Origin of the sequence: Flavobacterium hankyongi, from assembly GCF_036840915.1 — a bacterium.
Lineage (GTDB): Bacteria > Bacteroidota > Bacteroidia > Flavobacteriales > Flavobacteriaceae > Flavobacterium > Flavobacterium hankyongi.
This window is the reverse complement of sequence record NZ_CP085725.1, coordinates 3,180,727-3,196,513: the sequence shown is the minus strand read 5'-3', so window position 1 is coordinate 3,196,513 and position 15,787 is coordinate 3,180,727. Positions and strand designations below refer to the sequence as shown.

Annotated in this window: 15 protein-coding genes and 1 pseudogene; 14 read left to right on the top strand and 2 right to left on the bottom strand. The window is 32.8% G+C overall.

Translation table 11 applies throughout. The features are described from left to right. Positions 1–3 precede the first annotated feature (3 nt). From LJY17_RS14530 to LJY17_RS14495, 8 genes and pseudogenes are all read left to right on the top strand, one after another. Positions 4–375, top strand: coding sequence for a hypothetical protein (locus LJY17_RS14530; protein WP_264544532.1), 372 nt, complete (start codon positions 4–6; stop codon positions 373–375). A 37-nt stretch (positions 376–412) separates the two neighbouring features. Then, positions 413–1,279 (top strand): helix-turn-helix domain-containing protein, encoded by an 867-nt coding sequence (locus tag LJY17_RS14525; protein ID WP_264544531.1) that lies wholly within the window; start codon positions 413–415, stop codon positions 1,277–1,279. 22 nt (positions 1,280–1,301) lie between these two features. Further along, a pseudogene (locus tag LJY17_RS14520) lies at positions 1,302–1,970 on the top strand (superoxide dismutase); the annotation flags it as partial. A gap of 350 nt (positions 1,971–2,320) precedes the next feature. After that, positions 2,321–2,599, top strand: a complete 279-nt coding sequence (locus LJY17_RS14515; protein ID WP_264544530.1) for a YHS domain-containing protein — start codon at positions 2,321–2,323, stop codon at positions 2,597–2,599. A 205-nt stretch (positions 2,600–2,804) separates the two neighbouring features. Continuing rightward, positions 2,805–4,466, top strand: coding sequence for a GEVED domain-containing protein (locus LJY17_RS14510; RefSeq protein ID WP_264544529.1), 1,662 nt, complete (start codon positions 2,805–2,807; stop codon positions 4,464–4,466). Between the two features lie 161 nt (positions 4,467–4,627). Beyond that, the gene (locus LJY17_RS14505; RefSeq protein WP_264544528.1) at positions 4,628–6,073 is read left to right on the top strand and encodes a c-type cytochrome; all 1,446 of its coding nucleotides are present in this window, start codon (positions 4,628–4,630) and stop codon (positions 6,071–6,073) included. 1 nt (position 6,074) lies between these two features. Then, a complete protein-coding gene (locus LJY17_RS14500) occupies positions 6,075–7,424 on the top strand; it encodes a c-type cytochrome (RefSeq protein WP_264544527.1) in 1,350 nt (449 codons plus the stop codon). Positions 7,425–7,543: 119 nt separating this feature from the next. Next, positions 7,544–7,708: a hypothetical protein gene (locus LJY17_RS14495; protein ID WP_264544526.1), complete on the top strand. Its 165-nt coding sequence runs from the start codon at positions 7,544–7,546 to the stop codon at positions 7,706–7,708. 455 nt (positions 7,709–8,163) lie between these two features. Here LJY17_RS14495 and LJY17_RS14490 read toward each other — a convergent pair whose 3' ends face one another. Further along, positions 8,164–9,270 (bottom strand): fatty acid desaturase family protein, encoded by a 1,107-nt coding sequence (locus LJY17_RS14490; RefSeq protein ID WP_264544525.1) that lies wholly within the window; start codon positions 9,268–9,270, stop codon positions 8,164–8,166. Between the two features lie 272 nt (positions 9,271–9,542). Here LJY17_RS14490 and LJY17_RS14485 point away from each other — a divergent pair, with 272 nt between their 5' ends. The 5 genes from LJY17_RS14485 to LJY17_RS14465 all read left to right on the top strand — a co-directional run bounded on the left by LJY17_RS14485 (position 9,543) and on the right by LJY17_RS14465 (position 13,649). Continuing rightward, positions 9,543–10,241 carry a DUF1826 domain-containing protein gene (locus tag LJY17_RS14485; protein WP_264544524.1) on the top strand — a complete coding sequence of 233 codons (699 nt, stop codon included), beginning with the start codon at positions 9,543–9,545 and terminating at the stop codon, positions 10,239–10,241. Between the two features lie 295 nt (positions 10,242–10,536). Continuing rightward, entirely contained in the window at positions 10,537–11,535 is a 999-nt protein-coding gene (locus tag LJY17_RS14480; RefSeq protein ID WP_264544523.1) for an SDR family NAD(P)-dependent oxidoreductase, read from the top strand. Between the two features lie 19 nt (positions 11,536–11,554). Further along, positions 11,555–12,283, top strand: coding sequence for an SDR family oxidoreductase (locus LJY17_RS14475; RefSeq protein ID WP_264544522.1), 729 nt, complete (start codon positions 11,555–11,557; stop codon positions 12,281–12,283). 60 nt (positions 12,284–12,343) lie between these two features. Next, entirely contained in the window at positions 12,344–13,147 is an 804-nt protein-coding gene (locus LJY17_RS14470; RefSeq protein WP_264544521.1) for a helix-turn-helix domain-containing protein, read from the top strand. A 250-nt stretch (positions 13,148–13,397) separates the two neighbouring features. Then, on the top strand, positions 13,398–13,649 hold the full coding sequence (locus tag LJY17_RS14465) for a hypothetical protein (protein WP_264544520.1): 252 nt from the start codon (positions 13,398–13,400) through the stop codon (positions 13,647–13,649). A gap of 27 nt (positions 13,650–13,676) precedes the next feature. Here the strand turns inward: LJY17_RS14465 and LJY17_RS14460 are convergent, their stop codons facing one another. Then, on the bottom strand, positions 13,677–14,747 hold the full coding sequence (locus LJY17_RS14460) for a glycosyltransferase family 9 protein (protein ID WP_264544519.1): 1,071 nt from the start codon (positions 14,745–14,747) through the stop codon (positions 13,677–13,679). Between the two features lie 455 nt (positions 14,748–15,202). On the opposite strand from LJY17_RS14460, the gene LJY17_RS14455 reads away from it, so the two are divergent. After that, on the top strand, positions 15,203–15,610 hold the full coding sequence (locus LJY17_RS14455; RefSeq protein ID WP_264544518.1) for a hypothetical protein: 408 nt from the start codon (positions 15,203–15,205) through the stop codon (positions 15,608–15,610). Positions 15,611–15,787: the final 177 nt, after the last annotated feature.

Here is a 15,787-nt window from a genome sequence, read left to right as displayed (position 1 = left end):
TTAATGAAAAAAGTAATTGTCCTTTTTTTACTTTTTATTTTCACTTTCCAAATTACTAAAAGTTTTTGGATCATATCCTCTTTTCATATAAATAGAGATTACATAGCCAAAAATATTTGTATCAACAGATTTGATAAAATACCAACCTGTAAAGGACAATGTTTTCTTACTAAAGAGTTGAATAAAGAGCAAAATGAAAACAATAAAAATATAACAATTACTGAAAAAGACACTCTTTTTATTGCGCCAACTCATGATGTATTCACTTTAATTAAAATCGCAATAACTACTTCTAACAAGATAGCTAATTTATATCAAATCAGTCATTATACTTCTTTTCTTCTCTGTGTAGATAACCCTCCCGAGTTAGTTTAATAATTTTCAATAATTATTAATTTAAAACTCACCAAATATGCAATCAAGTCTTATCTCGATTTGCAATATGGAGGATTTTAGCAAAAGTAATTATGATATCTTTTATGATTCATTAAAAAGATTTAATATCAAATTCCCATTTGTTGAAGAATCGCACAAACACGATTTTTATTCTATTTTGTTTGTAGATACTTGCAATGGTGAGATTGAAATTGATAATCATAAAATCTACTTTAATTGCCCTAAAGTTGTTATTATTCAACCCAATTGCATATCTAAAATAAATTTACATCCCGATACATCGGGCAAAATTATATCTTTTACCGAAACCTTTTTTTCGTTGCGTTACAACAATAATTCATTAAATGATTTTTCATTTTTTGAGAATGGCAGCAAGCCTTATATGTCTTTAGACTTTCATCAAAAACAGCATTTACAAACATTTTTTGAATTGTTTGAATATGAATACAACGCAATACTTAAGGACAAAACAAAAGCATTACGCTCTTATTTAAACATTTTATTGGTGCAACTAGAACGCATTTACAATCCACAAATTAGTAACAAAACACACAATAGCAAAAATGAAAAAATAAAGGAGTTTGAAAAACTGGTGGAGCAATATTTTAGAGCGCATAAAATGCCATCATTTTATGCCGAAAAATTACATGTCACGCCAAATTATTTAAACAAAATTTGTAAAAATGAAGTAAGTAAAACCGCTGGAGATATTGTTAGAAAAAGAATTACCATTGAAGCACAACGCTTATTGCATTATACAAATTTATCAATCAACGAAATAGCACATGATTTAGGTTTTGAAAACGTATCTTATTTTATAACCTTTTTCAAAAAGCAAACGTTTGTCACGCCCGAACAATTCAGAAAAGACACAAGCCATTAAACAACAATTAACATTTAAAACAATGAAAAAAAATCAAATTTTATCCGTTCTCTTATTAATCTGTGTTTCAGTATCAGCACAGTTTACACAAAAGCCATTGCCTTATAATTACAATGCTTTAGAACCATTTATTGATGCGCAAACAATGGAAATCCATTACAGCAAACATCATGCAGCTTATGTAAAAAACTTAAATACTGCAGTCATTGGAACAGATGCTGAAAAAATGACAATTACAGAGATTTTTGCTAATGTTTCTAAATTAAGTCCAGCCATAAGAAACAATGCAGGTGGACATTTTAACCACGAATTCTTTTGGTCAATTCTTACTCCAGAAAAAAACACCAAGCCATCTGCCGATTTAGAAAAGGCAATTAATGAAACTTTTGGAAGTGTAGAAACATTAAAAGAAAAAGTGAATGCAGCAGCAGCTTCACGATTTGGTTCGGGTTGGGTTTGGTTGTATGTAGGTCAAGAAGGAAAATTGGCCATTTGCACAACAGCGAATCAAGATAATCCGTTGATGGATATAGCCGAAAACAAAGGAATGCCAATTTTAGGGATTGACGTTTGGGAACATGCCTATTATTTAAAATATCAAAACAAACGCGCTGATTATGTTAATGCAATTTGGAACGTAATCAACTGGAATGAAGTGAGCAATTATTACAAAACAGCTACTACTAAAAAGAAAGGTAAATTTGATGATTGGCAAGCCTTGAAAGATTTTCATAAAGTGATGTCGCAAACCTTTCATCCAAGTGAAGAAGGAAATTTAGAACCAATTAAAAAACGCTCTAGCGAAATGGTTGAAAAAGCAAATTTACTGGCAAAATCAATAATTCCTGCGGAGTTTAATTCAAAAGAGGTTGTGGCTGCTGTTAAGAAACTAGAAACCGATAGCAAAAAACTAGACAAACTAGTGAAAAGCAAAAAATCAGACAAAGAAATTACAATGGCATTGACAAAGCTACATGATGTTTTTCATGAAATTATTGGATTATGTAGTAACGAAGACCATCATTAATAAAAAAGTATAATATGAAAAAACTAATCTATCTGTTGTTAATTGTAATAACATTCAGTTGCAACAAAAAAGAAGCTAACGTAGTAAAAGAAACTACTAGCGTTATTGAACCAAAGAATCCACTAAACAAATTAAAATACGATAACAAAATAGATTTTTATTGTAAAATGGATATTACTAAATATGGAGTTAGTGATACCACACATTATAAAGGAAAACTTTATGGTTTCTGTGCTAAAATGTGCAAAGATGAGTTTTTGAAAAATCCTGAAATGTATTTGGCTAAAAAGTAAAATACAAGGATTGAAAACGAAATTAATAGGTGTAAATAATTAAAAAACAAAGCTGTATTTTGAAACCAAGCAGGAACGTTTTCGAAACTTCCTGCTTGGTTTTATTATAGATAAAAAATTGAAAAGCAAAATAGAAGTAGCGAATATCAAAACAATCATGGTTTTTTAATGAGGTAATTTTGCAAAAAATTAAAATACTGACAAAATGAAAAAACTTTATTTTCTAACACTCTTAATCTCCTCACTTAGCTTTCCTCAATATTCTGAGTTTGCATGGAATACAAATGGTATAACTGTAGCTGGTGGAAATGGTTCAGGAAGCAATACAAATCAACTAAATTTTCCATATTCGGTAATCGTTGATACAAATAACAATTTATACATTACCGACACACAAAATCACCGAATTCAAAAATGGACAAGTGGAGCAAGCGAAGGTGTGACAGTTGCTGGTGGTAATGGAGCTGGGGCAAATGCCAATCAATTAAATACTCCAACCTGTGTTTGGGTCGATGAAAACCAAAACATCTATGTAATGGATTCGTTTAATAATCGTATTCAAAAATGGGATGCTGGTGCAACTACAGGAACAACTGTTGCTGGTGGAAATGGTGAAGGCTCAGCTTTAAACCAATTCAACAAACCTGGAGGATTTTATTTTCGAAACAATGCTTTTTATATTGTAGATGCAGGAAATAATCGAATTATAAAATGGATTTTGGGCGAAACTTCTGGAGCTGATATTGCAGGAGGAACGTCTGGAAGTGCTGCGAATCAATTAGCTAATCCAACAGTGAATGGAACTATTTATGTAGATGCAAATGAAAATCTATATGTAACTGATTACGTTAACAACAGAGTTCAAAAATTTGTACCTGGAAACACCAATGCAACTACTGTAGCTGGTGGAAATGGTTCAGGAACAGAACCTAACCAACTTAAAGCGCCAAATGGAATTTTTATGTTGCCTAACGGAAGAATGATGATTTCAGAATACACAGGAAGGAGAATAAACATGTGGGTTGAAGGTGAGTCACAAGGTACAATTGTAGCTGGTGGAAATGGCAACGGAAGTGCTCCAAACCAATTTAAAAGTCCAAGAGGAAATTTCATTTCTGCTAACGGTGATTTGTATGTGACCGATATGGCAAATCATAGAATTCAAAAGTTTACAAAAATAGCATATACTCCAACTTGTAATGATAATCTTGGCGGTAGTTTAGAACCTTCTTTTATAACATTTAAAATTAATGGAACCACATTTGACCACAATACGTATTCCCAACCGACAGAATACTATCATGCTTACCCTCAAACCACAACATTAAACGCAGGTCAAGCCTATGATATTTACACTTTCACATCATCAGAATCAGTAGTTGGTATTTGGATGGATTACAACCAAAATAATATTTTTGAAGCAACCGAATATACAGAATTGGTAAACAATATGAATTCTCAAAACACTACAAGTTTTACGGTTTCAAATACTTCTAATACAGGTTTGGTAAAAATGAGAATTCGTTCAAGAGCTTTCGGAAGCAATATAGGTAATTCAAATGCCTGCACCACCTTTGGTTCTGGTGAAACGAGAGATTATATTTTTACTGTAAATAATAGTTTAAGTATTGACGATAATTCTTTTAACACAAAAATAAAACTATATCCAAATCCAACATCCGATTTCATCAATATCGAAAGCTCAAAAAAAATTAAAAACGTTGCTGTTTACAATATGATGGGACAACTGGTTTTAAATAGGGTTTCCAATAAAGTGGATATTTCAAATTTATCAAAGGGTACTTTTATTCTTGAAGTTACTTCAATTGATGGTCAAAAAAGCAAAAATAAAATAGTAAAAAAATAAAAACTTTAGAATTGAAAATCTAAATTAACAAGTGTAAATTTCAACAAACAAGGCACTTTTTTCAAACCAAGCAGGAACGTTTTTCGAAACTTCCTGCTTTTTTGTTTTTAGTTTTTAAAGCAGAACTAAATGAAATTTGTACCATTAAAACTTATCTTGTTATGGACTTCCCAATGTTTCATTTAGATTGGCTAAATAATAGAATGCTTATTGCAATCATTGCCATTCTTCACGTTATTATCAACCATGGTTTAGCCGTAGGGTTTATGCCTTTTGTTACTTGGTTAGAACAAAGAGGAGTATCTCGAAGTGGTAAAGATCAAATTACCGATTTAGAATGGGATAATATGGTTTACAAAATAATGAAAGTGGCTTTTATTATTACAACAACTATAGGGGCTATGACAGGAGTGGGAATTTGGTTTTCAGTAGCACTTGTCAGCCCTGCTTCCATTGGTAGTTTGATAAGAGTTTTTTATTGGGCTTGGTTCATTGAATGGCTAGTTTTTGTTACAGAAGTTATCTTAATAATGGTTTATTTCCTTACTTGGAAAAATAGCAATAGCTCTCTAAAGGCAAAAATGAGACACATCAATTTCGGTTGGTATTTGAGTGTTTTTTCATGGGTAACTATGGCAATTATAGTTTCAATTCTTGGCTTTATGATGGATCCTGGTAATTGGGAAACCAATAAAAGCTTATTGAATGGTTTTACTAATCCAATCTATCTACCGCAATTACTATTTAGAACCCCAACTGCAATGTTAGTGGCAGGAATTTTTGGTATGCTATTGATTACACTATTTACTAAAGCAGGAAGTAATTTGCGACTTAATGCAGTAAAATATGCATCGAAGTGGTTATTGCTTTGGGCTCCAATTTCATTAATAGGCGCATACATATATTACAATGCAATGCCCGATGCAATGACAGCAAATATGAGTACTGCTGTTGGTACAATTGATTTTGCACAATATTATGATTTATTAAAATATTTCGTTGCTGGCGGAGTCGGTTTTACATTAATTGTTGGAATAATTGGTGTGTATAAAACTAAATTTTTGAAGCCTTATATGGTTATTGTTCCTGTAGTAATTGCTATTGCTTATTTAGGTTTCTTTGAAAGAGTAAGAGAGTTTATAAGAAAGCCTTATGTTATTGGTCAATATATGTATTCAAATCTATTACTAGAAGATGATTATGTAGTTTACAAGCAAGACGGAATATTAAAGCACGCTACTTACACTTCAGTAAATGAGGTTACAGAAGAAAATAAAATTGAAGCTGGTAAAAATGTATTTACTATTGCTTGTAGCCGTTGCCATACTGCTCAAGGAGTAAATAGTATTGTATATGTTTTTGACAGAATGTATGGAAGTACTGGAAAACCATTTGATATTGCTTCAATGGCGGCTTACATGCCAAATATGCATACAGCAAGGAATTTTATGCCCGAATTTCCGGGTAATGAAAAAGAAGCTGAAGCATTGGCTACCTATATAAAATATTTGCAACAAACAGGTGATGTTTTGGAAGGAGCGCAAGAGGAAGGTGTTTCTGTAAACCCTAATAATTCAGCATCATCTTTAATCAATAAATCAAATTAGTATGTTTAATAGTTTATTTATAGCACTACAAAGCGTTACACCTGTTCCCAAAGATTTGCCATTACCATTACCATTGCCTGAGTGGTTATTAGTTACCATACTCGTAATTTCATTTTTGGTGCATATCCTGTTTGTAAACCTTATGCTTGGAGGTTCATTGCTTACTCTTTGGTCACAAATAAAAGGATTAAAAAATAAAGAATATGATATTTTGGCCCATGAAATAGCCACAACAATCACAGTAAATAAAAGTATCGCTGTTGTAATGGGAATAGCTCCATTATTAAGTATTAATGTGCTTTATACAGTCTATTTCTATTCTGCAAATGCACTTACAGGATTAATGTGGATAGCTGTTATTCCATTGGTAACAGTAGCATTTTTACTAACATACTTACATAAGTATACTTGGAAATTATTAGAAAATAATAAGCCTGTACATATTTCAATTTTAGCGGTTGCAGTAATCATCTTTTTGTTTATTCCATTCATATTTTTAACGAACATTAATTTGATGCTTTTCCCTGAAAAATGGGCTTTAGTCAAAGGTTTTTTCAGTGCCATGATCTTGCCCAATGTTTTCCCTAGATATTTCCATTTTATCTTTGCTTCACTTTCAATTACTGGCTTGTTCTTGCATTGGTATATGGGAAGAAAAAATTATCCATTTGAAAGTATCTTTCCAACATTCACTCGATATGAATTAAAGAAAAAAGGATATTCATTAGCATTAGTCGCTTCAGTAATTCAGTTTTTAATTGGCCCATTAGTATTGTTGACATTACCCTCTAAAGGATTGGGATGGAATTTAGTAGCCGTAATATTCACAGGCGCTGCATTTGCTCTTCCTGCCATGTGGATGATGTGGAAAGGAATTCAAGGTGATGAAAGTACTATTGATAAAGATTTTAAAAAAGTATTGATTTTAATGACAATTACTGTTGTGTTTATGGGGTCGGGTCGACAAATATACAGAGCTAACGCATTAGAAAAACACAGAGCATTAGTCAAATTAAAAACTGAACAATTCCAACAAATCAAAAAAGAAGCTATTACAAAAAACAAAAAAGCAGAGGCTCAAGAAAGCACTGCTAATTTAACCGAAGCACAAAAAGGAGAAAATGTATTCAAACAAAACTGTACAGCCTGTCACAAACCCGATGTAAAACTAGTTGGACCTCCAGTTATTGAAATGGCTTCTATATATAAAGGTAATAAAGCAGGATTACAAAGTTGGATTAAGAAACCCGGTAAAAAACGTCCAGATGCGCCCCAAATGCCGGGATTTGAAGCTCAATTAAATCAAGAACAGTTAGATCAATTATCTGAATATATTCTAACAATCAAATAAATTTAATATGTCAAAACTATTTAATGTGGTACCAATAATTGTCTTTGCAATAGTTTTTGTAATAATATATTTCAATCAAAATTAATTTTAAACATAGAAATCAATTAAAACTTTTAGGTATGACACAAGTATTAGCAATAATGATTATATTCTTTGTATTTCTTTCTATATATTTTATGATAAAAATAAAAAATGTAGCCGTAAGACTTACAAAATCTAAAGAATTAAACAATGAAGAGAATAAGTTTGAAAAGAAGTATCAGTTTATAAGAGGATTGTATTAGAAAGTAAACTTTTAAAATACTCTTATCAAATAATTAATCATTTGTATTATTCACAATTTAGTTTACTGAAATAGTTTGAATCTGTTATTCAAAATAATACTAGTTACCAAATTTTAAGTAATGGATAATTAAAAAGGCACCCATAGTTCCATTTACTTTTTAAGTTTGGTTAGTTGAAAGCCCTTATGTATAATACATTTAGGGCTTTTTTATTGAATAAAAGTAAAGGAAGATTTACACTCGAGCGCAAAGTCTCCAAACTTTGAGTGATAAAAACAAAAGCTAAAAAATAATGCTGTAGCTTTTTAAGATTAGATTATAAACACGGAAAACATTTCCGAGCTATCAGTTTTTCATCTCAAAAGCGGTGACTTCGACAGGCTCAGCCGCCGCAACTAGGAATTTCTATCTTAAAAAAAGGTGACTGACTTGGTGACTGAGCCTGTCGAAGTCAATCAACTCTTAATAAACCGTGCGTAATTAAGGCTCGTGCTTATTTCCCTATCCAAACTACCGTTGCCCAATAATTTTAAGGCTGTCATATGCGACTTGAACGCACTGTAAACCGTTTTGTTTTCCCTGTAGGGTACACCATATTCGGCTGCAACTTCTTTAATGATGCGGGTGAGTTTCTGATAATGAATATGACAAATATCAGAACGGAGATGGTGAATGATATGAATGTTTAATCCGCCAAAAAACCAATTCGACAAGTTGTTGTCAACCGAATAATCGGCAGTGGTTGCAAAAACATGATATACATAATTTTCATATTCGTCGTTGTGCTTCGGAAAATAAGTGGAATCGATTATATGGGTAGTCTGAAAAGTAAACGACATCACCAATCCAATCATGAACAAAGTGAACACAAAAGTAAAAACAATAAAAGCCCATCCAAAAGGCAGTAACACTAATGGCAGGATAAGCATATACAAAAGATAAAATGCTTTGCCAGCAAAAAGGATAATCCATTCAGATACGGGATGTTTGACACCCTTTAAATGTATGTTTTCTTTCATAAAAAAATATTTGAAATCTTTATAGAAAACATAGTACAACAAATACAAACCGTAAATAATGAAAGCATAATAATGTTGATACTTATGATAAGGCTTTAATTTCTGTTTGTCTGAAAGTCTAAAAAAACCAGCCGTTTCGAGCGACATGTCTTCATCGGTAACATTCAAGCAAGAATGATGCCCCTGATGGTGCATGAAACGCCACATATAGGTATTCACACCTAAAAGATCATAGCTGTAAGCCCACAATTTATTGATACGGTTTTTTTTGGAAATTGCGTTATGTAAGGCGTCATGACCCACATTAAAAGAAAAGAAAATATGTCCCCATCCGTGAAAAACATACAACAAGAAAAATGATAATTTATCAAAAGAAAATAAATAAATGAACAGGTACGAAAGTGACCACCATAACAAACCGGTAACCATTTTTATTTTCATGCTCCGGTTCGCTTTTACCGAAATATTATTTTCTTTAAAATAATTATTGATCCGTTCTCGGAGTGTCTGTGCGAACGAATCTTCAAAAGGCGCTTGTGACATAACAGTTGTTTCGTTTTTAGTTGTTTAGTCAAACAATATACAAATATCTGAATTTTCTTACAATAGGTATTTGTACGTAAATTTCGATTGATTATTAAATCACACAGATTGCTACGATTTACACGCGAGCGAGGTAAGTCGAAGAACAAAGGAATCCATGCCTTGACAATACCAACAAGAATCATGTTAAAAAAAGTTTATCATGAAAAATTTACCATAACCAACTTGTATCCTATAATTTTGTAGTGCAAAAAGAAATTCGCTTTTATACTATGAACCATTCATTTTCAGACAGCAACCAAATTGGGATCGTATCCAGTTTCGCTGCACTTGTAGCTACTGACTTCAAAGGTGAAACAAATGCGCTATGTTGGTACAGGAATTTGAATGGGGATTTTAAAGAGATTGTTTCTCAGTTATCTCTGAAAGAAAATATAACCGTAGTTACTCCCCAAGATCTAACCGCACTTCATCTCACCGAAAAAGGAAATAGTGCACGTGAAATAATTTTAAATGATTTACAATTATTAACTAATGCTGGAGCTTCGCCAACGCTTAATTTATTGAAGTGTTATGAGCGCGATGATGAATTTGATTTTATATCGACTGATGTGTATTCGTTTCATGTGGATCGTTCACCCATTGCAACAGACACTTTTTTATGTACTTATCATGGAGCAGCAAGTGATATTATTTCTAATGCACAAGCCACACAAAAAATTCTAATTCCAGAAATCCACGCCAAGCTAAAAAAGCTACATAATGGCCCTGAGGAAGAATTTGAAAACTTTTTGAAGGAGAATTACTTCGACTTACATTATCAGGCACATGAGGGTACAGAACCCATTAACTTAGGTTTAGGACACTTATGGAGACTGGCTGTAGATCATCCAAACCAACAAGTACTACCTTGTATTCATAGAGCACCAATAGAAAATGAAGGAGAGTATCGGTTATTGTTGATTTGTTAAACAAATTCTTTGTCAATTCGCTTCCGATAGTGCAGATTTACAATCCTTGCACACAAAAAATAAAAATGTCATCCGTTTCCAAAGGCATTCAGTATACAGGAATGGATGCGTAATCATGTCTATCCACTTTCTTTTATAAGAATATTTCAAAAAAATATTCAAAATACAATATTAAATACATTCAACAAAAATCATTTTTGAATGACTTTTTAAACAAAACAATTTGACTTTTTAAACAAAGTTAAACACATCTCATGCTTCTAATTTTGTCTCATAACTTTTAAATAAAAATAAAATGAGACAGACTAATTATCAAGGAGCGTTACAACAGCCAATAGGTTCAGGATTTAACGCAACATCAACAACAAATGATGTAATTAAAGGAATTGACCTTAAAGGGAAAGTTGTTATTGTAACAGGTGGAAATGCAGGCATTGGTCTTGAAACCACTATAACACTTGCAAATGCTGGAGCAACAGTAATTGTACCAGCGAGAGACGTTGAAAAAGCCAAGAAAAATCTTGAAGGTATTGAAAATGTAGAAGTAGAAACAATGGACATTATGAATCCAGCTTCTATAGATGCATTTGCAGAAAAATTTCTTGCTTCAAACAGACCTTTGCACTTGCTTATAAACAATGCTGGTATTATGTGGGTACCATTACGTAGAGACAGCAGAGGTTTTGAATCACAATTGGCAACCAATTATTTAGGACAATTTCATTTAACGGCAAGATTATTTCCTGCACTTAAAAAGGCTAATGGTGCCAGAGTAATCAACGTATCTTCTCTTGGTCATCAAATGGCTCCTTTCAATTTTGATGACCCAAATTTCCTTGACAGAGAATACGAAACCTTACAGGCTTACGGACAATCAAAAACGGCTAGCAATTTATTTTCCCTTGAGCTTGACAATCGTGCAAAAGCATTCAATGTAAGAGCATATTCATTGCACCCTGGTTCAATTGCTGGAACCGAATTAGGTAGAGAAGCTTCGTTAGAATTATTTCAAAAAATGGGTTTCTTGGATGCTGATGGAAATATGTTACCTGAAGTGGCAGCAAGATTAAAATCAATCCCCCAAGGTGCTGCTACAACTGTGTGGTGTGCTACAACAAACACACTTGACAATATAGGTGGAGTCTATTGTGAAGATGTTGACATTGCCAGATTAGCTAATGAGAATAGTGCTGGAGCGCATGGTGTTGAACTTTACTCTTTGGACGAATCAAACGCAAAAAGATTATGGGATTTAAGTGAACAAATGACAGGTATAAAATTCCAAATTTCTTAAATCAACAACTTCTTTAAAAATGAAAAAATTTAATGAAAAAGTCGCTGTTATCACAGGTGGTAATAGCGGAATTGGATATGCAACAGCGAAAAAGCTTAAAGAAAAAGGTGATAAGGTTATTATAACTGGAAGAAGAAAAGAAGCAATAGAAAAAGCTGCTTTAGAATTAGGTGTTGTTGGAATGATAGCTGACCAATCCAATCTCAAAGACATCAGTAATTTAGCATCGGTAGTTCATAAACAATTTGGCAAAATAGATATGTTGCTAATCAATGCTGGAATAACTAAAGTTGCTCCAATAGAATCAACATCTGAAGATATGTTTGATGAAATAATGGATATTAACTTTAAAGGAGCTTTTTTTACATTAAGCATGTTTATCCCCTTTCTGAATGATGGCGCTTCGGTGGTATTTTTATCTTCAACATCTGCAACAATTTCTCCACCAAACGCTTCAGTATATGCAGCAAGTAAAGCCGCATTAAATGCTGTTATGAAAATTGCAGCAGTGGAATTGGCTCCAAGAAAAATAAGAGTCAATGCAGTAAGCCCTGGTCCAGTAGCTACTGAAATCATGGACAAACTTGGTCTTGATGAAAATATAGAAAGTCAGATGATAAACAGTATTCCTTTATTGCGTTTTGGAAAACCATACGAAGTAGCCAGTTTAATAACCTATTTATTGAGTGATGAAGCTTTGTTTATCACTGGTTCTGAATTTTTAATTGATGGTGGGCAATCTATTTAATAAAAAGGGGATTAAAAACCTCTTTTTATTAAATTAGTCTAACCAAAATAACTTTTCTAGATGGAACATATTTCAAAATATTTGACAAAAGATATTAAGCTTTCCAGCTACGATGACAAATTGTTTAAATCAGATTTAATATTTGATGACCATATGCTTATTTGGTTCATCTCAGGGGAAACAAAAATTATCCAGGCGGATACCGTTTTCTATTTTAAAACAGGAGATATTTTTTTAATTCCCAGAAACCTTTTGGCAACAATAATAAATTATCCTAAAAATGGGATGCCTCACAAAACGGTGGTAATGCATTTATCAACTGAACGTCTAAAAAAGTTTTATGAGAAGATTGAGATTGATAAAAAACATACTGTTGAACAAAAAATATACAGTTTCAACAATCACCCATTATTAGAAAGTTGTTTAGCTTCAGTGATCCCTTATTTTGATTTGGAAGGTGATTTTCCTGAAAACATCGCATCGTTAAAAATTACTGAAGCTATAAGTATTTTAAGAGAAATTGATAAAAATGTAGATAATATTTTAGCAAATTTTGATGAACCCGGAAAGGTAGATTTGATTAGTTTCATGGAGCGGAATTTTATGTTCAATATGCCTATAGAAAAACTCGGTTACCTAACAGGTCGTAGCTTGTCAACATTCAATCGGGATTTTAAAAAACATTTCAGCACAACTCCTCAAAAGTGGCTGACCCATAAAAGACTTGAATTAGCGTATTATCAATTAGCTGAGAAAAAGAAAAAACCTATAGATGTTTACCTTGAAGTTGGTTTTGAAGACTTATCTCATTTTTCTTTTGCTTTTAAAAAGCAATACGGTGTGTCTCCAACACAATTACTATAAAGAGGTGATATAAATAAAAATACGTTTAGAAATAATCAAAACAAAATACGTTTCCAACGACATTCGGAATACAGGGATGGACGCAAATGTCCATCCTTTTCTTTTTCATCAAATTCCTAACTAGTTAAATTCATTATAAATACACATTACAAGTCTATCGTTCTTTTAAACTCAAAATAAAATATTAATATTACAAGACAAAAAATGCAAACAGATTTAAGAATTCGTGCATTCTTAAGAGTAACTTAAAATGACCAAAAAACATAAAATAGCAGTTACAATTAGCATAATATTCTACATCACAGTCAGATTATTTTGTGGTGTGTTTGAACATGACGAATTCGGAAATGATGTGTATTTTATCAAACACAAACCCACTTGGAAATGGCGGTTTTATTCTCCGCAAGGCATGTCTGATTTAGATCTTTCTCAAATGACTCCAGCACAACAGGAAGAGCAACTTTTGTTTGACGAGTTTGTAGGCAATAGGATTACAAGATAATTAGAATAACAACTTTCTTGCTAAAGCTTAACCCACTTTTCTAAATACTTCAACAGTGTCCACTTCCATTAGATTTTTAATACTATCGATTATAACATCGGTAGAAATAGTATTGGTGTCAAAAGCCATACTGCCTTGATTGTAAGGCTCATATTTATCAACACTCGTTACAGAAAATAACCCTACCGTTGGCGTATCTGTCGCACTAGCAACATGCATGATCCCGCAATCGGCCGTGATGAAAACTTCAGTATTAGCAATAAAAGCCCCAACTTCGCGAATATCCCTACTATAATAATGTGGTGCCTGGAATTGAATTTGGGAAACATTCTCAAAAGGTAACACCTCAACAATAGCATGATTCGGAAAGTTAGTTTTCAGTTTTGAATAAAAATCGGCCCACCAACTTTCTGAATAGCATTTACTGCCTGTCGCAAAAGTATAAATAGCAATGGTAGAAGTTGCATTTCCTGAAATTGATTCGACCAACTTTTTCCCAGTCGCTAACTCGTCTGCATCTAATTTTAAATCCAGCGGAGAAACCTCATCATTTGGAATATTAAAAAAACTTCTTTCCATATATTTTCGAAAGGCATACACAGGGCTTTTAGCCATATGGCATGATTGATCCAATTGAGCATCATCAATTTCGTCTCCAAAAAATTTATATTTCGCTCTACTGAATTTTACAGAAAGTCGGCCAGAAGAAGAGTGCTTATCTACATTTACAACCAGATCATAGTAATGACGGCGTAATGATATCCAAACCCATATGTATTTTAGTAAGGCTTTAAAAGGTTTTTTAGGCAATTGAATATCCTGTTCAATCATTTCATAATTTTTATAAACTACAGGAACCCACCCTCCTCTTACAAATAAATCTATTTTTGCATTTGGAAAAACCTTACTAACTTCTTGAAGCAATGGAGAAAGTAACAACATGTTCCCTAGCCTACTGTTTGGTCTTGAAATCAAAACTCTTGTAACCGCTTCTGGAGTAATATCAAAGTGCATTTTTTTATTAGAACTCCCTACACTTTTTGTTAGCCAACGCATAATACGTCGTCTGAAATGATTAATGTCTTTAGATAGATTCATCCTCTGCTTGTTTAGATACAAACAATATTAAAACAGGCATGTAAACAATAGGTAATGAAGAAGTTAAACTACGTTTCGATATTTCTTCTGCATATTAAATTTAATCCTCTAAATATTAATTCTCCACTAAAATCCAAATCGTCAGTTCGAGTGAAATTCTGAAAGAATTTTGTATCGAGAACAGATTTGAAAATTGTTTTTCCTTGTTCTCGATGCGATTTTCCATAAAAATCACTCGAACTGACGAAAAACCCGATAGCGCGGATTTGCACTCGAGCGCAGCAACAAAAGATTAAATCCAGAGAGAACGGCAAGCCCAATGATTTGGTATAATTTTTAACTACAATTTATGTTTTTTCTTACAAATAGTTAATCTTCTGCTAAATTGATTTTTGGCACCAAGAAACGGCATCTTGTTTGATATTTCCTACATATAATTTTAAAACTAAAAAAGTATGTATTCATTTAACAAGATTACACAAGCATCAGATTGCGATGTGTTATTAGCATGGGCAGAGAAAGAAAAAGCAGATTTGGCTTTCAAGAAATTCTCAGAGGAACGTATGACGGCAAATTACAGTAGTACTTCGATAGAAATTGATGCGGTACTGCAAGGGGTGTTGGCCGAAATTTCGGCAGTACAAACCGTTATCGATGTATTGCCAGCGGGGCCAACAAAGGAAAACGAGATCAAGCGAAAAACCAGACTGGAATACAAGAAATTCCTGTTAGAAAACCGAAAGGACAGCTACGGATCTGTAGCGTTACTGGAAAAAGAACTGGATCTTGAACGTATTAACAAAGAACTCACCGAAGTCGATTTGTTTATTACCGGAGTTACTGCTCACAAAGCCACATTGTAAAACAAAAAAAGAGTGTCAGAAATGATGCTCTTTTTAGTTATAAATTATGAGTTATGACCCGAGCCAAAGGCGAACGGAGCGAAGCTAATTATAAGTTTTGTCCTTCGACAAGATCAGGATGACGATGGGTTATGGATTTTGACTTTTGACTAACCAAAATAAAATCTTGCAGAATTA